The organism is Actinoplanes campanulatus (assembly GCF_014647795.1).
Classification (GTDB): Bacteria; Actinomycetota; Actinomycetes; order Mycobacteriales; family Micromonosporaceae; genus Actinoplanes; species Actinoplanes campanulatus.
This window is the reverse complement of sequence record NZ_BMPW01000001.1, coordinates 14,593-31,457: the sequence shown is the minus strand read 5'-3', so window position 1 is coordinate 31,457 and position 16,865 is coordinate 14,593. Positions and strand designations below refer to the sequence as shown.

Sequence of the window (16,865 nt, the reverse complement as noted above, 5' to 3'; positions counted from 1 at the left end):
GTGCGAGAGGTGGTGGACGGGGTCTTCGAACTCCGCTCGGTCTATGTCAATGTGCACGTCGTCGTCACCGACGACGGGGTGGTGCTGGTCGACACCGGGCTGCCCGGCCGCACGCCGCTGATCGAGCGCGGCCTGCGCAAGATCCACCGATCGCTGGGCGAGGTGACCACGATCCTGGTCACCCACCACCATGCGGATCACGTCGGCGGCCTGGCCGACCTGCGGAAACGGGCCGGCGCCCGGGTGATCGCGCACGCCGCCGACGCGGTCTGGATCACCGGCCACAGCCGGCCCGCGGAACCGTCCGGCCGTCTCGCGAAGCTGGCCGAGCGCCTGGTCGGCAAGGTCGAGCCCACCAAGATCGACCAGCTGATCACCGCGGACGGCTCCGAGCCGCTGCCCGGGTTCACCGCCCTGCACACCCCGGGCCACACCCGCGGCCACGTCTCCTACCTGCTGGACCGCTCGGGCGGCATCCTGTTCGCCGGGGACGCCGCCGCGAGCCGTCGCGGTCAGGTCACCGGCCCGCCGGGTGCGGTGACCGCCGATCCGGCACGGGCGGGTCAGAGTCTGGCCCGCCTCGCCGAGCTGGAGTTCGACCACGCGGTCTTCGGTCACGGCCGGGCCGTCTCCGGCAGGGCCGTGGGAGCGTTCCGCAAGGCTGTCTCCGGTTAGGGCCGGGGAGGTACGCAAGCGCTTCCGTACCCGATATGCTGGGATATTGATCTACGGCAATAGCTTGGGAGTTGTGCAGTGCCGAAACCTGGCCCCGGGCTACGCCTCATCGACGTCGCCCACCGCGCCGGCGTCTCGCTGGCCACCGCCTCCCGCGCCCTCGCCGGCCGGGAGGGCGTCAGCGAGGAGGTGGCGAACCGGGTCCGGCAGGTCGCCGACGAACTGGGGTACGTGGCCAACCCGTTCGCCCGCACCCTGGCCGGCGGCGCCAGCACCACGGTCGGGCTGATCGTGCACCAGGTCGACGACCCGTACTTCGCCGAGATCGCCGGCGGCGTCATCGGCCTCGCCGACGAGCAGCGGCTGCTCGTGCAGATCTGCCACTCCGGCCGCGACCCCGGCCACGAGCTGCGCCAGATCCGCCACCTGATCGCCCAGCGCGCCGGAATCATCATCATCGCCGGGTCCGGGTATGACGACCCGCGCGCCGAAGCCGAGGCCGAAGCCGTCCTGTCCGGATACCAGCGCGGCGGCGGCCGGGTCGCGGTCATCGGCCGGCACGCGCTCGGCGCCGACGCGGTCCTGCCCGACAACGAGGCAGGTGGCCACGCCGTCACCGCCCACCTGCTCGGACTCGGTCACCGCCGGATCGCCGTGGCCGCCGGGGCCCCCGGGCTCAACACCGTGATCGACCGGATGGCCGGGGTGGCGTCGGCGCTGCGCGAACACGGGCTGTCGCTGGACGACCTGCCGGTCGTGCACACCGACTTCGTCCGCGAGGGCGGCCGGACCGCCACCGAGCGGATCCTCGCCGAACACCCGTCCACCACGGCGATCATCGCCCTGAACGACGCCATGGCCATGGGCGTGCTGGCCATGCTGCGTGAGCGCGGCATCGGTGTGCCGACCCGGATGTCGGTGGTCGGCTTCGACGACGTCTCGGTCGCCGCCGACCTGGCGCCCAGCCTCACCACCGTCCGCCTGCCGATGATCGACATGGGCCGGATGGCGCTCGAACTGGCCCTCGAACCAGCCGGCGCCGGCCCGCGCCGCCGCCCCACCGGCCACCAGCTGATCGTCCGCGACTCCACCGGCCCGGCGCCGGATCAGTCGAGGTAGACGTCGTCCAGGTCGGACGGTCGGGTCCTCGGCGCCGGTCACTGGTCCTGGTTGACGAAACCGGGATGGTCGAGCAGGAAGGCCGCGACCCGGTCCTCGGTGACCGCCTTGAAGAAGTCGTCGACCTCCGGGTCGAATCGCTCGCCCAGGTATTCCCGGCCGTCGTAGACGCCGCCGCCCGGCAGCTTCACGGTCACCATGTCGTCGACGTTGATCGACTGCAACTCCACCGCCCAGTCGACGATGGTGTGGCCGCCGCCCGAGAAGGTCAGCGATTCGCCGCCCGCCTTCACCACCTTCAGCAGTCTGGCCGGGTCGCTGACCACGGACTTGCTCATCGCCTGCTTCGCCATCGCCCGGATGAACTGCTGCTGGTGGCGCTGCCGGTCGTAGTCGCCCATCTCCGGGCCGCCCTTGAACTTGTAACGCTGCCGGACGTAGTCGAGCGCCTCCCAGGCTTTCAGGTGCACCGGCTTGTCGCTCTTCTTGTAGAACTTCTGCGGTCCGGTGTAGGGATGCGCGCAGCGGTGATGGCCCTGGCAGGCGGAGATGCGGTCACGCGGGCTGCCGTCCGGCTTGAGGTGCTCGGACTTGACGTCCATGTCGATGACCATGTCGACGCCGCCCATCGCCTCGACGATCTTCTTGAAGCCGCCGAAGTTGATGATCGCGCCGGCGTCGAACGCCTTGATCCCGGTGCGGTTGCTCACCGTCTTGGCCAGCAGCTGGAACCCCTGCGACGGGCTGTAGCCGCCGTTCTCGAGACGGCTGCCGTACGACATCGCGGCGTTGATCTTGGTGGTGTCCGCGCCGGTGCCGGACTCCTTGAACGCCGGGATGTCCACGATCAGGTCCCGGGGCATCGAGAAGAGGTACGCGCTGTGCCTGTCCCGCGGGATGTGCGCGATCACGATCGAGTCGGAGAGCGGCGCCGTCTTGTCGTCCCGCGGGTCGATGCCGACCAGCAGCAGGTTGAGCGGCCCGTCGATGTCCACCTCACGCTTCGGTGGCGCCGCCTTCGCCGGGGCGTCGATGTCGTCGAGCAGGCTGTCGTCGGTGACCTGGTCGGTGTACTCCGACAGCAGCGTCCGCCCGGCCACCACCGCCCCGCCGCCCGGCACCAGCAGCAGAACCCCGGCGATGACACTGATCCGTGCCCACAGCGGTGCCCGGCGTTTCTTGGACTTGCCCACCCGTTCCGACCTCCCCGTTTGCGGTAACCCGCGCATGGTTGCACGCACACGCAACCGTCGGGGTCATCGATCGTGAGCGCTCCCATCGCCAGCATCGCCCAGGGTCCCGATCTCCCGCCCGGCCCTGCCCGAACTCCCAATCCGGGCCTTTGGCGACCCTTTGTGGTCGAGGTCCGCGTTTCGCTTCCAGCTCCTTTTCTTGTACGAGTGTCTTCGTTCCCGTCTCATCTGCCCTGTCCCGTCCGGTCGGCGCGATTCTGCTGCCCGCTCCAGCCTTTGCCGCACCCGCCGGGCTGAGATCGGTTGGACACTTCCGCATGTGCCGCCACCCGCGCCCGGTGCGTGGTTGCGGTGGTGCTATCCGGGGTGGTGTTCCCGGCCGTCACGCCGCTCCCGCCAGGCGGGTGGTGGCGCTTGATGGCGGTCGCGCCACGGGGAACTCGCTGCCGCCGTGTGCACCCACCCGCTCTCGGGCAAGCGCGACCACCCACTCAGCGGGACCGGCGCAACGGCCGAGAGTGGGCAATCCCCGTGTCTGGCCGGCAGCACCGCGACCACCCGCCCGGCGGGACCGAAAGCATGGGGCGGCAGCACGCCCGGTCGTGGTGAATCTAGGCCGGGGTCAGGAGGTTCTGACTGACCACGACCGGGACGGAGAGGGTTTTGTAGCCGACCGTGTCGAAGAGGACCATCATCCGGTCCTCCTCGTAGTTCATCACCATGCCGGTGCCCCACTCGTCGTGGCGGACTCGGGTGTGGACCGGGAACGGGCCTTCCGGTTCGGTGGCGGCGATCTCCTGGGCGATGCCGTCGGCGCAGTTGTCGCAGTGGCCGCACGGTTTGCGGAGGTCCTCGCCGAAGTAGGCCAGCAGCGTCTCGGTACGGCACTGCCGGGACTGGGCGAAGCCGCGCATCATGTCGGTCCGGGACCTGACGACCGCTTGCTGACGTTCGTACTCCGCCGATGCGGCCTCGGCCGCCGCGGCCGGGAGTGGCGCACGGGCCGGGACCGACAGTTTGCGTCCCGCGACGGTCCGGACGGCGCCGACCTGTTCCAGCAGGTTGAGGTACTGGCCGAGCTTGCGGGGGCCGAGCCCGGTGGCCTTCTGCAGGGCGGTCTTGCCGACCGGTCCCTTGTGCAGTTCGCCGGCCAGGTCGCGCAGTTCGCCGGGGTCGGGGGAGCCGCCCTGGAAGAAGCGCTGGATGGCCTCGTCCTCGGAGCGCCAGAGCAGCAGGGCGCGGGCCGGTTCGCCGTCGCGGCCGGCGCGGCCGATCTCCTGGAAGTAGCTGTCCGGGGAGTCGGGCAGGGCGACGTGCGCGACCCAGCGGATGTTGGGCTTGTCGATGCCCATGCCGAACGCCGAGGTCGCCACCATGATGTCGACCTTGTCGTCGGAGAAGTCGGTGTGCCGCTGTTCGCGGACGCCGGCGGCCATCCCGCCGTGGTAGAAGGTGGCCGGGTAGCCGGACGTGGTGAGGCGTTCGGCGAGTTCCTCGGCGGCCCGCCGGGTGGCCACGTAGATGATGCCGGGCCGCTGCTCCTCGTCGAGCAGGGTGGTGAGGCGGCGCCACCGGTACGCGTCGTCCGGGCAGTACGTGACCTCGAGGAACAGGTTGCGCCGGTCCAGTCCGGACACGTGGATCTCGGGTTTGCGCAGGTGCAGCCGGGTGATGATGTCCTCGCGGACCGGCGGCGACGCGGTGGCGGTGAGCGCCAGGACCGGCGGCCGGCCGAGCTGTTCGATCATGTCGCCGAGTGCCAGGTAGTCGGGCCGGAAGTCGTGGCCCCAGGCGGAGATGCAGTGCGCCTCGTCGACGGCGACCAGACCGGGCCGGAGGGAGCGTACCTCGGCCAGCCGGTCGGGGTCGCTGAGCTGCTCGGGTGTGATGAAGAGGAACTCGGCCTCGCCGCGGCGGATCGCCTCGATGGCCTCGCGCTGCTCCTTCGGCGTCTCCGCGGAGCTGACCCGGACGGCGCGGATGCCGGGATCGTCGCGTTCGTTGAGGGCGGCGATCTGGTCCTGCTGGAGGGCGAGCAGCGGGGAGATCACCACGGTCGGCCCGGGCAGCAGCACGGCCGGGATCTGGTAGATGGCCGACTTGCCGGCGCCGGTCGGGAGCACCACGAGGGTGTCCCTACGGCGGAGCACGGCGCGCATCGGCTTGAACTGGCCGGGCCGCAGCCGGGGCCAGCCGAACCGGGTGCGGGCGACGCGGCGCAGGCGTGGCCCGTAGACGGGGATCATGGCCGCCCCGATACCCCTATTTCCCGCCGAACATGCGGCGTATCGCCCAGAGCAGGAAGAGCACCGCCAGGGCGATGCCGAGGAGTCGGACGGCGTGCACCTCGGACCAGTCGACACCGGTCGCCGCGACGGTAGTGAGCACGTGCACATCCTACTGATCGGGAGCCACAGCAAATAGAAAGGTTTGTTGACTAAAGTCTGCGGGGGGTGTGAACATAGGTCCCCGACGGGGAGCGAAAGTATCGGAGGTACGGGGGCTCATGTCCATTCACGGCGAATTGCCGGAGTTGGCGGCCGCGGTCCTACAGCCGGGTTTCGTCGGTACGACCGCCCCGGACTGGGTCCGCCGGTGGCTCGGCGCCGGCCTCGGGGGAGTGGCCCTCTTCGCGCGCAACGTGGAGTCACCCGGACAGGTGGCCGCGCTGACGGCGCAACTGCGTGCCGAGCACCCGGATGTGATCGTGGCCATCGACGAGGAGGCCGGTGACGTCACCCGGTTCGAGTCGCGGCTCGGCAGCTCCCGGCCCGGCAATCTGGCGCTCGGCGCGATCGACGACGCCGATCTCACCGAGGCGGTCGCCCGCGATCTCGGCCGGGAACTGGCCGACGCCGGCATCACCCTCGACTACGCCCCGGACGCCGACGTCAACAGCAATCCCAAGAACCCGGTCATCGGGGTACGGGCATTCGGCGCCGAACCGCACCTGGTGGCCCGGCACACCGCCGCCTTCGTCCGCGGGCTCCAGGAGTCCGGGGTGGCCGGATGCGCCAAGCACTTCCCGGGGCACGGTGACACCGCCGTCGACTCGCACCACGATCTTCCGGTCATCGACCGCACCGCGGCCGAGCTGGCGGCCTGCGAGCTGGTCCCGTTCCGGGCGGCGATCGCGGCCGGCGCCAAGGCGGTGATGACCGGGCACCTGCTGGTCCCGGCGTACGACACCGAGCTGCCCGCCACGCTCAGCCCGCGCATCCTGACCGGCCTGCTGCGCGAGGAGTTCGGCTTCGACGGCCTGATCGTCACCGACGCCATCGAGATGCAGGGCGTCCGCCGCCGCTACGGGCTGGAGGGCGCCATCGTCCGCGCGCTGGCCGCCGGGGCGGACGCGGTCTGCGTGGGCGGCGAGCACGCCGACGAGCAGATCGCGATCCGGCTGCGGGACGCGATCGTCGCGGCGGTGCGGTCCGGGGAGCTCCCCGAGGAACGACTGCACGACGCGGTACACCGCGTCCGTGCCCTCGGCTCCTGGACCACCCGCGTCCAGACCGCCACCGGCGCCCGGGCGGTCGCGGACGCCGCGGCCGGCAACGAGGTGGCCGTCCTCGGCTCGACGGTCGGGTTCGAGGCCGCCCGCCGCGCGGTCCGGGTGACCGTCGCCGACGGTGGCCCCGAGCTGCCGGTGACCGGAGTCCCGCACGTGGTCGAGTTCGCGCCGGCCCGCAACATCGCGATCGGCAGCGAGACGCCGTGGGGTGTCGGCGAGCCGCTCGCCGAACTGCTGCCCGGCACCACGTCGATCCGGTTCTCCGCCGACGACCTGGAGCCGCTGGCCGACCCGGCGGCCCCGGTGCTGGCCGGCGCCGGTGGGCGCCCGCTCGTGCTGGTGGTCCGGGACGTGCACCGGCACCCGTGGATCGCCGGCACGCTGAGCCGGGTGCTGGCGGTCCGCCCGGACGCGATCGTCGTCGAGATGGGCATCCCGGTCGCGGTGACCGGCGGCGTCCACATCGCCACCCACGGCGCGACCCGGGCGCTGGGCCGCGCCGCCGCCGAACTGATCGCCGGGCTGAACGTCCCGGCACCCCAGCCGATCGCCGCCTGACGTAGGCGGGGTTGCTCGTTCCGCGTACCGTTGAAAGGGTGTTGATCTCTCAGCCCCGCCGCCGCATCGCCGCCGCTCTCGCCTCGGCCACTCTCGGCCTCGCGCTACTCACCGGATGCGGTGACGACGTGAGCTGCGGCCTCGACCAGTGCACCGTGACCATCGCCCGGGAGAACAACGCCAGCGTCGACGTCCTCGGCGTGGAGGCGAAGTTCGTCTCCGCCGACGAGAACACGGTGACCCTCGACGTCGCCGGTGAGCAGATCCAGCTCACCAAGGGACAGCAGGCGGTCGAGGCCGGCGGTCTGACCTTCACCCTGTCGAGCGTGACGCAGGACCAGATTCAGGTGGAAGTGTCGCGCTGACGCATCACGTTTGACGATCGTCGCGCTCGGTCACATTGGGGGGCATGTCCTCCACAGCCTCGAACGTCAAACACACCGCGTCACGAGCCGCCGAGAGCAAGCCCCTGGAGTTCCTGGCCCGGGGCGGCTTCATCGGGTACGGCATCATCCACCTGCTGTTCGCGTGGATCGCGTTGCAGGTGGCCTTCGGTGGCGGCTCCGGTCAGGACAGTGACCAGTCCGGAGCCCTGCAGACCATCGCCGGGCAGTCGTTCGGCAAGACGTTGCTGATCGTCATCGCCGTCGGCCTGGCCGCCATGGCGATCTGGCAGGCCTTCGAAGCGGCCGTCGGTGAGAGCGGCCCGCGGGACCGCACCGCGATGGCCGAGCGGGTGCTCTCCGGCGTCCGGGCCGTCCTGTACGCGTACCTCGCCTGGATGGCCGTCAAGATCGTGCAGGGCGCGAACGCCTCGATGGGTGACAGCTACCAGAGCAAGACCTCCGGCCTGATGTCCGCCGAGGGCGGCCGCTGGCTGGTCGCGCTGGCCGGGCTGGTGGTCCTCGGCGTCGGCGCCGGCATGGCTGTCTACGGCTACAAGCGCAAGTTCGTGAAGCACCTCAACACCCAGCAGATGCCGGCCGGCACCCGCCAGCCGATCATCCGCCTCGGTGTGGCCGGCTACATGGCCAAGGGCACGGCGTACGCGATCGCCGGTCTCCTCTTCGTCACCGCCGCCGTCAACTACGACCCGGACAAGGCCCGTGGCCTGGACGCGGCGCTCAAGACGCTGGCCGGCTACTCCTGGGGTGTGTGGCTGCTGGCCCTGATCGCCGTGGGCATCGCGGCCTTCGGCGTCTACTGCGTGGCGCAGGCCCGCTACCGGAAGATCTGACCCTCTGCGGCATCCGTCTCCGCCGGTGTGCCCGAACCCGGAGGGGGTAAGGCAACACGTCCGTGGAGGGAATACCAGTGACCAGTGTGATGACCGCTCTACCGGCCGCCGTGGGGGCGGCGGCCGTGGCGCTCCTGTTCGTCGAGACCGTCCACCGGGTGACGCTGCGGCTCGGCCGGAGGTCCCCGCTCGCCGCCGACCTGGCGCGGAAACTGCACCGGCCGTTCCTGATCAGCGTCACGCTGCTGGCGGTGCAGCAGGCGATCCGGATCTGGGCCGGCGACTTCCCCGGTCGCTCCGGGGTGATGCACGCGCTCGTGCTGTGCTGCATCGCCGGGTTCGCCTGGCTGGTCGGCGCCATGCTGCTGGTGCTGGAGGACATGACGCTGGCCCGGTGGCGTACCGACGTGCCGGACAACCGCAGGCGCCGGCGGATCAAGACCCAGGTGGTGATGTTGCGCCGGGTGACCGTGGCCGGCATCGTGGTGCTGACCGCCGGCGTCATGTTGATGACCTTCCCGGCCGTCCGCGCGCTCGGCGCCAGCGTGCTGGGTACCGCCGGGCTGATCACCGTGGTGGCGGCGCTGGCCGCGCAGAGCACCCTGGGCAACATGTTCGCCGGCATGCAACTGGCGTTCAGCGACGCGATCCGGGTCGACGACGTGGTCGTGGTGGAGCAGGAGTGGGGCCGGATCGAGGAGATCACCCTCACCTACGTGGTGGTGCAGGTCTGGGACGACCGCCGGCTGATCCTGCCTACCTCGTACTTCACCACCAAACCGTTCCAGAACTGGACGCGTACCGGGTCGGCGGTGCTCGGCACGGCCGAGATCGACGTGGACTGGTCCACCCCGGTCGAGCCGGTCCGGGGCGAGTTGCAGCGGGTCTGCGAGAGCAGCGAACTGTGGGACGGCCGGGTCTGCGTACTCCAGATCACCGAGGCGACCGACGGCCGGGTCCGGCTGCGCGCGCTGGTCAGCGCCAACGACGCGGCCGCGCTCTGGGACCTGCGCTGCCTGGTCCGGGAGCGGCTGGTCGGCTGGATCTGGCAGCACCAGCGGGCCGCGCTGCCGCGGTTGCGCGCCGAGGTGGAGGCGGTGGCGCCCGAGCCGGTCCGGGTGGGCGGCCATGCCGGTCCCGGCCCGTCGTCCGACGCGGCCCGGGTGTTCAGCGGTGGGCTGGACGGCGACACCCGCGGGGTGGTGTTCGGCGGGCCGGTTCCGGCCGCTTCGGAGCGGAAGGAGTGAAAGGGCCGGTCCCGGTTGCCCCGGACCGCGAGGATTGAGGGGGCGGGGACGAGGGCATACACCGCTCACATACGGGATGAAGGGGGGACGCGATGACCCGGTCGATCACCGAGCACTCCACCGCGGAACTGGTCCAGAGGGCCAGTGAACAGGTCAGCCGCCTGGTGCGCGACGAACTGGCGCTGGCCAAGGCGGAACTGGCGGAGAAGGGCAAGCACGCCGGGATCGGCGCCGGCCTGTTCGGCGGCGCGGGCGTGCTGGCCGGGTACGGCGTGGGCGCCCTGGTTGCGACCTCGATCATCGCACTGGCCCTGGTCCTGCCGCTCTGGTCGGCCGCGCTCATCGTGTCCGTGGTGCTCTTCGCGGTCGCCGGTGTGCTCGCGCTGCTGGGCCGCAAGCAGATGCACCGGGCCGTCCCGCCGGAACCCCTGGCCGCGATCGAGAGTGTCAAGGCCGATGTCGACGAAGTGAAACACGCGGTCAAGGAGCGAAGCCGGGCATGAGCGAGCTTGCGAGCGAATCATCCAGCAGTGAAATCAACGGTTCTGCGGCCAAGCCGGATCTGGTGGCGCTGCGGGAGGAGATCAGGCAGACCCGATCCGACCTCGGTGAGACGGTGCAGGCGCTGGCCGCACGCGTGGACGTGAAGGCCCGCGCCCGCGAGCAGGTCGCCGAGACGAAGGAGCGGGTGCGATCCCGGGCGGCCATGATGACCGGCCGGGTCCGGGAGGCGGCGAACGGCACGGCTGTCCGGATCCGGGAGGCCGATAAGCGCGATCTCGCATATCGCGCCGGTTCCCGGGTGCGCGCCAATCCCTGGCCGGCCGTGCTGACGATCGCCGGATTGGCCGCGATGGCCGGTATCGTGCTGATCGTCCGAGGGAGGCGCTGATGGCGGGAAAGCTGAAGAAGGTCGCCCTCAAGCCGGTGAACGTGGCTTTGGGTGTCGCGGCCGGAGCGCTGGCCGGCCTCCTCTTCAAGGAGGCCTGGAAACTGGTCTCCGGTGATGACGACGCCCCCGATGCCGGTGACCCGGAACGTGGCTGGGGCGAGATCCTCGCGGCCGCCGCGTTGCAGGGCGCGATCTTCGCGGTGGTGAAGGCGGCGGTCCACCGTGGCGGCGCGATCGGCACCGAGAAACTCACCGGAACCTGGCCCGACTAGATCATCTTCTGTATAGACAGGAGTCTTGCCGGCCCCCCGGTTCGTTCCCGCTTCGACGGGAAGAAGTGGGGGGCCTTTTCCATATCGGTCACCCATTATTGGATTCTTACGAGGGGGAGCTTTACCGGCCGATTTTCGGGTACAGTGTGGCCAGTTTTTGCGTACGTGGTTCGCTGCTTCCGCTTGACCGCGAGACGCCGGCCCCATCCCGGGTGGGTCGGTAGATGTCACGAGGTCGGGCGGATGGGACGTCCTCCTGAAAGGCCGCCTCGCGGTACCGCTGCTCGAAAACGGTCATCGGCCCCGCGCTGCCGCGGTTGGGCGGGCCGGCATTTTCAGAAGGAGAGTTCAGCATGGCGCAAGGAACCGTGAAGTGGTTCAACGCAGACAAGGGCTTCGGCTTCATCACCGTCGACGGCGGGGGTGCTGACGTGTTCGTCCACTTCTCGGCCATCCAGACGAGCGGCTACCGCACTCTGGAAGAGAACCAGCGGGTGGAGTTCGAGATCGCCCAGGGCCAGAAGGGCCCGCAGGCGGAGCAGGTTCGCCCGCTCTGAGACTAATCCGCCGGTCGTGAGACCGGCTCGCCGGCCGCCTGGCGGAGGCCGGCCCGACCGTGGCCCCGCACCCTCATCGAGGTTGCGGGGCCTCTTTCGTCACCGCACTACCGGACGGGCTTCTGCGCACTGGACCGCCGGCGCATCCCGACGGCGATCAGCAAAAGCCCGGCCATGATCAGGCCACCGCCGACGACGGCCCACACCGTCTGGCCGCTCATCGCGCTGTAGGGCAGCACGTCCAGCCCCTGGAGTGTCCACACTCCACCCAGCACGATCGCGACCAGGCCCAAGGACATGGCGAGCCAGCCCCGCAACCGCGGCCTCTCGGTTTCATTGTTCACCATTTGTCGTGCACCTGCGGGCGAATCAACTCATCGTAGACGGTGTTGATCATTTCTCCGGTTTCCGGCGAGAGGGCCGGGACATCCGCGGCGGCCGCGTTCGCCCGTGCCTGTTCCGGGTTGCGGGCGCCCGGGATCACCACCGTCACGGCCGGCTGATCGATGATCCAGCGGAGCGCGAATTGCGCCATCGTGACGCCGGCCGGAACCAGCGGGCGCAGTCGGCCCACCGCCTCCAGCCCGGTACGGAAGTCCACCCCGGAGAACGTCTCGCCGACGTCGAACGCCTCGCCGTGCCGGTTGTAGTTGCGGTGGTCGTCGGCGCCGAACGTGGTGCTCTCGTCGTAGCGCCCGGAGAGCAGCCCGCTGGCCAGCGGGACCCGGGCGATGATGCCCACCCCGGCCTCCGCGGCGGCCGGCAGCACCCGCTCCAGCGGCTTCAGGCGGAACGCGTTGAGGATGATCTGGACGCTGGCCACACCGGGCCGGGCGATCGCGGTGAGCGCCTCCTCGACCCGCTCGACGCTCACCCCGTACGCCGCGATGCGCTTCTCCTCGACCAGGGTGTCGAGCGCGTCGAACACCGCGTCCGAGGAGTAGACCGGAGTCGGCGGGCAGTGCAGCTGCACCAGGTCGAGGGTGTCCACGCCGAGGTTGGCGCGGGACCGGTCGGTCCAGGCCCGGAAGTTGTCCAGGTGGTAGTTGCCCGGCTCCTGCGGCAGGCGGCGGCCCATCTTGGTGAAGACGGTCAGGCCCGGGCGGTCCTTCAGGAACGAGCCGATGATCTGCTCGCTGCGGCCGTCACCGTACACATCCGCGGTGTCGATGAAGGTGACACCGGCGTCCACGGCGGCCTGCAGGGTCGCGTGCGCGTCGGCCTCGCTGACCTGGCCCCAGTCGGCTCCGAGCTGCCAGGCGCCGAGGCCGACCACGCCGACCGTGCGCCCCAGCTTGCGAAAGCTTCGATTTTCCACGTCGTGACACTACCGCTCGTCTGTTAGCGTCAAACAAGACGTACGTACGGTTTTGGAGGTCGGTATGTGGGATCCCGCTGTCTACCGCCGGTTCGGCGCCGAGCGCTCGCGCCCGTTCTTCGACCTCGTCGGGCGGATCGGCGCCGACCGCCCGCGTGCCGTCGCCGACCTCGGCTGCGGGCCCGGTGAGCTGACCCGTACGCTCGCCGAACGCTGGCCGGACGCCCGGGTCACCGGTCTCGACTCGTCACCCGAGATGATCGCCAAGGCGGCCGCCGAGCCCGGCCCGGTCGAGTTCCGGCTCGCCGACATCAGCGACTGGCGGCCCGATCCGGACACCGACGTCGTGGTCACCAACGCCGCCCTGCAGTGGGTGCCGGGACACCCGGAGATGCTCGCCCGCTGGGCGCGCGAGCTGCCGTCCGGCGCCTGGCTGGCGATGCAGGTGCCGGGCAACTTCGACAGCCCGGGCCACCGTGCGGCGCGCGAGCTGTCGCCGGTCGAGCTCCGATCAGATCCGGTCTACGACGCGGCGGGCTACGCCGAGCTGCTGACCGCCGCGGGCGCCGTCGTGGACGCCTGGGAGACCACCTACGTGCACCTGCTGCCGGCCACCCCGGAGGAGCATCCGGTGCTGCGCTGGATGGAGGGCACCGCGTTGCGGCCGGTCCGGGCCGCGCTCGACGACGCCGGCTGGGCGGCGTTCCGGGCCGCATTCTCGGAGCGGCTCATCGAGGCGTATCCGGAGCGGCACGGCCTCGTGGCCCTCCCCTTCCGCCGTATCTTCGTGGTGGCTTCTATTTAGGGGGAACCTTCCTTGACCGACCTGACGTCGTTCATCGCCGGCCTGCCCAAGGCCGAGCTGCACGTCCACCACGTCGGCTCGGCGTCGCCGCGGATCGTCGCCGAGCTGGCCGCCCGCCACGAGGGCACCTCTCCGGTCCCGGCCGACCCGGCACGGCTGGCCGAGTACTTCGAGTTCCGGGACTTCGCGCACTTCATCGAGATCTACCTGAGCGTGGTCGACCTGATCCGCGACGACGAGGACGTCCGGCTGCTCACCTACGAGATCGGGCGCGAGCTGGGCCGGCAGAACGTCCGGTACGCGGAACTGACCGTCACGCCGTACTCCAGCGTGCGGCGGGGCATCCCGGCGAAAGCGTTCTGCGAGGCGATCGAGGACGCCCGCTCCGGCGCCGCCCGGGACTTCGGAGTGGACCTGCGGTGGTGCTTCGACATCCCGGGGGAGGCCGGCCTGCCCGCGGCCGAGGAGACCCTGCGGGTCGCCCTCGACGAGCGGCCCGACGGCCTGGTCAGCTTCGGGCTGGGCGGCCCGGAGATCGGGGTGCCACGGCCGCAGTTCAAGCCGTACTTCGACCAGGCCCGCGCGGCCGGCCTGCACAGCGTGCCGCACGCCGGCGAGACCACCGGCCCGGAAACCATCTGGGACGCGCTGCGCGAGCTCGGCGCCGAACGGATCGGGCACGGCATCGCGGCCGCCCAGGACGAGCGTCTGATGGCCCACCTCGCCGAGAACGGCATCCCGCTCGAGGTCTGCCCGACCTCCAACCTGCGCACCCGGGCGGTCGCCGACCTCGACCAGCACCCGATCACCACCCTGGTGGCGGCCGGCGTGCCGGTCAGCGTGAACTCGGACGACCCGCCCATGTTCGGCACCACACTGGAGCAGGAGTACGCCACCGCCGCCCGGCTGCTCGGCCTGGACGCCGCCGGTGTGGCCGACCTGGCCCGCGCCGCGGTCCGGCACAGCTTCCGGCCCGGCGACGGGAAGGCCGCCCTGCTCGCCGAGATCGACGCCTACCAGGCGGCTCAGGGGTAGAGCGGGTCCTGCCAGCAGGCGACCATCGTCAGCGTGCCGATGGTCAGGATCGCCAGCCAGCGAACCAGCCGCCGCCGGTTGAACCGGGCCGGATCCTCCTCCGGCTCGGTCTCCGCCTTGCTCAGCACATCAGGCATCAGCCTCTCCCGTCGTCCTCCGCCGGTCAGTCGGGAACCGCCGTCCAGCTCTGGTGCCGCTGGTCGGTGTCTTTCTGCAGAACCAGCACGCGGCGCGTGCCGAAGCGCTGGGCGCCCACGCCGATCACCAGGTCACCGGTGGCAGCCCGGATGGTGAAGCCGTACGCCGAGGCACGCAGCGTCCACCGCGCCGCCGCGCCGCCGGCCTTGCAGTCGCCCTGCACCAGCGGGGCCCCGGCGACCGCGGCCCCGCCGAGCGGGACCACACAGCGGTTGCTCGCCTTGGAGACCAGCGAGTAGGCGCCGCCCTCGGCCGGCACCAGCTGCCACTGCTGCTGGGTGCCGCCCTCGTCGCTGCCGAGGACGACCGGGGTGCCGTCGGCCGTGCGGGCCGCGTACAGGTCGGCCGCGCCGCCGGTCAGCGAGTTGGTCAGCACGAACCAGGAGTTCTGCACCGGGCGGGCCGACGGCGCCGTCTCGGCGGTGCCCTTGGCGTGGTAGCCCAGCCTCCGGTTGCGGACCTCGACCCGGTACTTCGCGTCCGGCCTCAAGCCGATCAGACGGGCCCGGGTGGCGCGGGTGGTGGCCACCGGCTCGCCGTCCACCGACACTTCGTACTCGGCGTCGTCGGCGGCCGCGCTCCAGATCAGCCGGACCGAGCCGCTGGTCGCCTCGCGGATCTCCAGCACCGCCTGCACCCCGTCGCCGGTCACCTCGGACGGCGCCGCCGGGACCCCGTCGCCACCACCGGGCTGGTCGCCGGTGCCACCCTTCTTGGGCGGTTTGGTGTGGTGCGCGACCGGGGTGATCTCCACCTGCGGCAGCCCGGCGGAGACGCTGGGCTGCGGCGCCGGCCCGGTGCTCGCCGAGACGCTGGGCCCGGGCGTGGGCGTGGAGGCGCTCGGGCTCGGCTTCGCCGCGCTCGGCGCGGGAACCGGCGCGGACGGGTTCACCGGCGGGGGGCCGGCCGGCGTGCCCCGGTCCGGCACGGTGGCGCCCGGGGTGTCCGGGATGTCGTCGCCGCCGTCGCTGCGCAGCAGGAACTCGCTGAGCGCCACGTTCCAGTGCCCGTCCAGGTAGCTGCCCGGCTTCGGGTTGGTGCTGAAGTAGTCGTCGTGACCGCAGTCGAGGCGGATCTCGTTCTTCTTCGGGCACACGTCCTTCACCGGCTTGCCGGTCCGGTCCGGGGCGCACAGCAGGTCGTACTCGTCCAGGCAACCGCCCGCCCCGGTGGCGTTCGGCGAGTCGGTGAGGACCGCGCCGAGCGAGCGGGTGAGCTGGTGGGCGGCCATCGCGGCGCTCCAGCAGCCGGAGTCGACCCGGGCGTACGACGGGCCGCCGTTGTTGCGGTTGCCGCGGCCGGACCGGGTGTCGTTGACGTAGGTCGAGATGCCGCAGTACAGGTTCGTGTCGGCGAACATCAGGTACTTGCGGTCGGTGCGGTTGTAGCCGAGCCCGCGCAGCGCGTCGATGGTCGCGGTGAACGTCCGCAGCGAGCCGTCCGGCAGTTCCACCTCGGCCACGTCGGCGCGGCACTCGGGCGTCGTCACGTACCGGATGTGGCGGGAGCCGCCGGTCTCGCCCGCGCTGGCGTCGTAGATGGCGTCCACCCCGGCGGCCCAGGTCCGGAACGAGTTCAGGAACTTCGGGTACCGGCTGGCGCTGCCCGACTCGTGCAGATAGAGCAACTGCACCCGCTTGCCGGTACGGCCGTCGCCGGCGCAGGCCACGTCGTCCGGGCCGAGGATGAAGTCGGCCTGTCCGGGAGCGGCGTCCGGCACCAGCGCGGGGGCGTCCGCGGTGATCGCGCTGCCGCCCTCGTCGCGGGCGATCTCGGCGTCCCCGGGCACGTTGCCGGTCTCCCGCCGGACCGGGGTGATCTGGTCGCTGCCAGCGGTCACCGGGGCGACGTCACGGCGCACCGCGAGACCGGCCGGGGCCGGGTCCGGGCCGTGCGTGCAGACCTCCTCGTACAGCTGGTACGCCCCGGCGCAGACCGAGCCGGAGGAGGCCAGTTTGAGTCCGCTGTAGACCAGCCCCTGCTCGGGGGCGTCGCTCGGCAGCGAGGTCAGCGAGAAGTCGTCGGACGGCCCGGCGCCGATCACGCTGGGGCCGATCACACCGCCGACACCGAGCAGGGCCAGTCCGAGGGCTACCGGAAGGAGCCGGAAGGTCGCGGAGCGTGTGCGCGGCGGCTTCGGGGGGCTCGCCGCGCGGCGCCGTCCTGGCGGCGACCCGCGGAACGTCGGCCGGCGATGCGCGGACACGGCGTCTCCTCGTCGAGCTGTGTGGCGGTGGGAGGGGTCCAT

At 71.3% G+C, this 16,865-nt stretch carries 19 protein-coding genes; 12 read left to right on the top strand and 7 right to left on the bottom strand.

Translation table 11 applies throughout. From position 1 onward, the window contains the following. On the top strand, nucleotides 1-675 hold the full coding sequence (locus IEZ13_RS00160) for an MBL fold metallo-hydrolase (RefSeq protein ID WP_229794364.1): 675 nt from the start codon (nucleotides 1-3) through the stop codon (nucleotides 673-675). A 78-nt stretch (nucleotides 676-753) separates the two neighbouring features. Beyond that, nucleotides 754-1,794, top strand: coding sequence for a LacI family DNA-binding transcriptional regulator (locus IEZ13_RS00155; protein WP_183215387.1), 1,041 nt, complete (start codon nucleotides 754-756; stop codon nucleotides 1,792-1,794). Nucleotides 1,795-1,832: 38 nt separating this feature from the next. On the opposite strand, the gene IEZ13_RS00150 is transcribed toward IEZ13_RS00155, so the two are convergent. From IEZ13_RS00150 to IEZ13_RS47395, 3 genes are all read right to left on the bottom strand, one after another. After that, the gene (locus tag IEZ13_RS00150; protein ID WP_229794363.1) at nucleotides 1,833-2,987 is read right to left on the bottom strand and encodes an LCP family protein; all 1,155 of its coding nucleotides are present in this window, start codon (nucleotides 2,985-2,987) and stop codon (nucleotides 1,833-1,835) included. Nucleotides 2,988-3,598: 611 nt separating this feature from the next. Continuing rightward, the gene (locus IEZ13_RS00145; RefSeq protein ID WP_183215383.1) at nucleotides 3,599-5,233 is read right to left on the bottom strand and encodes a RecQ family ATP-dependent DNA helicase; all 1,635 of its coding nucleotides are present in this window, start codon (nucleotides 5,231-5,233) and stop codon (nucleotides 3,599-3,601) included. Between the two features lie 16 nt (nucleotides 5,234-5,249). Continuing rightward, a complete protein-coding gene (locus IEZ13_RS47395; protein ID WP_260178646.1) occupies nucleotides 5,250-5,375 on the bottom strand; it encodes a hypothetical protein in 126 nt (41 codons plus the stop codon). A 118-nt stretch (nucleotides 5,376-5,493) separates the two neighbouring features. Between IEZ13_RS47395 and IEZ13_RS00140 the strand changes: the two genes are divergently transcribed. From IEZ13_RS00140 to IEZ13_RS00105, 8 genes are all read left to right on the top strand, one after another. Then, complete coding sequence (locus IEZ13_RS00140) at nucleotides 5,494-7,056, top strand: glycoside hydrolase family 3 protein (RefSeq protein ID WP_183215381.1); 1,563 nt, start codon at nucleotides 5,494-5,496, stop codon at nucleotides 7,054-7,056. A gap of 38 nt (nucleotides 7,057-7,094) precedes the next feature. Further along, entirely contained in the window at nucleotides 7,095-7,421 is a 327-nt protein-coding gene (locus IEZ13_RS00135; protein ID WP_183215380.1) for a hypothetical protein, read from the top strand. A 44-nt stretch (nucleotides 7,422-7,465) separates the two neighbouring features. Next, nucleotides 7,466-8,293, top strand: a complete 828-nt coding sequence (locus tag IEZ13_RS00130) for a DUF1206 domain-containing protein (protein ID WP_183215378.1) — start codon at nucleotides 7,466-7,468, stop codon at nucleotides 8,291-8,293. Nucleotides 8,294-8,370: 77 nt separating this feature from the next. After that, entirely contained in the window at nucleotides 8,371-9,540 is a 1,170-nt protein-coding gene (locus tag IEZ13_RS00125) for a mechanosensitive ion channel family protein (protein WP_372441823.1), read from the top strand. Nucleotides 9,541-9,632: 92 nt separating this feature from the next. Next, nucleotides 9,633-10,043: a phage holin family protein gene (locus tag IEZ13_RS00120; RefSeq protein WP_183215376.1), complete on the top strand. Its 411-nt coding sequence runs from the start codon at nucleotides 9,633-9,635 to the stop codon at nucleotides 10,041-10,043. Further along, entirely contained in the window at nucleotides 10,040-10,432 is a 393-nt protein-coding gene (locus tag IEZ13_RS00115) for a DUF3618 domain-containing protein (protein ID WP_183215374.1), read from the top strand. Before IEZ13_RS00120 ends, IEZ13_RS00115 begins: the two co-directional genes overlap by 4 nt. Beyond that, complete coding sequence (locus tag IEZ13_RS00110) at nucleotides 10,432-10,704, top strand: DUF4235 domain-containing protein (protein ID WP_183215372.1); 273 nt, start codon at nucleotides 10,432-10,434, stop codon at nucleotides 10,702-10,704. Before IEZ13_RS00115 ends, IEZ13_RS00110 begins: the two co-directional genes overlap by 1 nt. A 353-nt stretch (nucleotides 10,705-11,057) precedes the next feature. Further along, complete coding sequence (locus IEZ13_RS00105; RefSeq protein WP_011905669.1) at nucleotides 11,058-11,261, top strand: cold-shock protein; 204 nt, start codon at nucleotides 11,058-11,060, stop codon at nucleotides 11,259-11,261. Nucleotides 11,262-11,368: 107 nt separating this feature from the next. Here IEZ13_RS00105 and IEZ13_RS00100 read toward each other — a convergent pair whose 3' ends face one another. Both IEZ13_RS00100 and IEZ13_RS00095 read right to left on the bottom strand, forming a co-directional pair. Further along, nucleotides 11,369-11,608, bottom strand: coding sequence for a hypothetical protein (locus IEZ13_RS00100; protein ID WP_183215370.1), 240 nt, complete (start codon nucleotides 11,606-11,608; stop codon nucleotides 11,369-11,371). Next, the gene (locus tag IEZ13_RS00095) at nucleotides 11,602-12,579 is read right to left on the bottom strand and encodes an aldo/keto reductase (RefSeq protein WP_183215368.1); all 978 of its coding nucleotides are present in this window, start codon (nucleotides 12,577-12,579) and stop codon (nucleotides 11,602-11,604) included. The genes IEZ13_RS00100 and IEZ13_RS00095 overlap by 7 nt, the downstream gene beginning before the upstream one ends. A 64-nt stretch (nucleotides 12,580-12,643) precedes the next feature. Between IEZ13_RS00095 and IEZ13_RS00090 the strand changes: the two genes are divergently transcribed. Both IEZ13_RS00090 and IEZ13_RS00085 read left to right on the top strand, forming a co-directional pair. Beyond that, nucleotides 12,644-13,384, top strand: a complete 741-nt coding sequence (locus IEZ13_RS00090; RefSeq protein WP_183215366.1) for a trans-aconitate 2-methyltransferase — start codon at nucleotides 12,644-12,646, stop codon at nucleotides 13,382-13,384. A 12-nt stretch (nucleotides 13,385-13,396) separates the two neighbouring features. Next, complete coding sequence (locus tag IEZ13_RS00085) at nucleotides 13,397-14,419, top strand: adenosine deaminase (RefSeq protein WP_183215364.1); 1,023 nt, start codon at nucleotides 13,397-13,399, stop codon at nucleotides 14,417-14,419. Here IEZ13_RS00085 and IEZ13_RS00080 read toward each other — a convergent pair. Then, nucleotides 14,410-14,556 (bottom strand): hypothetical protein, encoded by a 147-nt coding sequence (locus IEZ13_RS00080; protein WP_183215361.1) that lies wholly within the window; start codon nucleotides 14,554-14,556, stop codon nucleotides 14,410-14,412. The two genes, IEZ13_RS00085 and IEZ13_RS00080, sit on opposite strands and share 10 nt — an antisense overlap. A 26-nt stretch (nucleotides 14,557-14,582) precedes the next feature. Further along, on the bottom strand, nucleotides 14,583-16,823 hold the full coding sequence (locus IEZ13_RS00075) for an RICIN domain-containing protein (RefSeq protein ID WP_183215359.1): 2,241 nt from the start codon (nucleotides 16,821-16,823) through the stop codon (nucleotides 14,583-14,585). Between the last annotated feature and the right edge of the window lie 42 nt (nucleotides 16,824-16,865).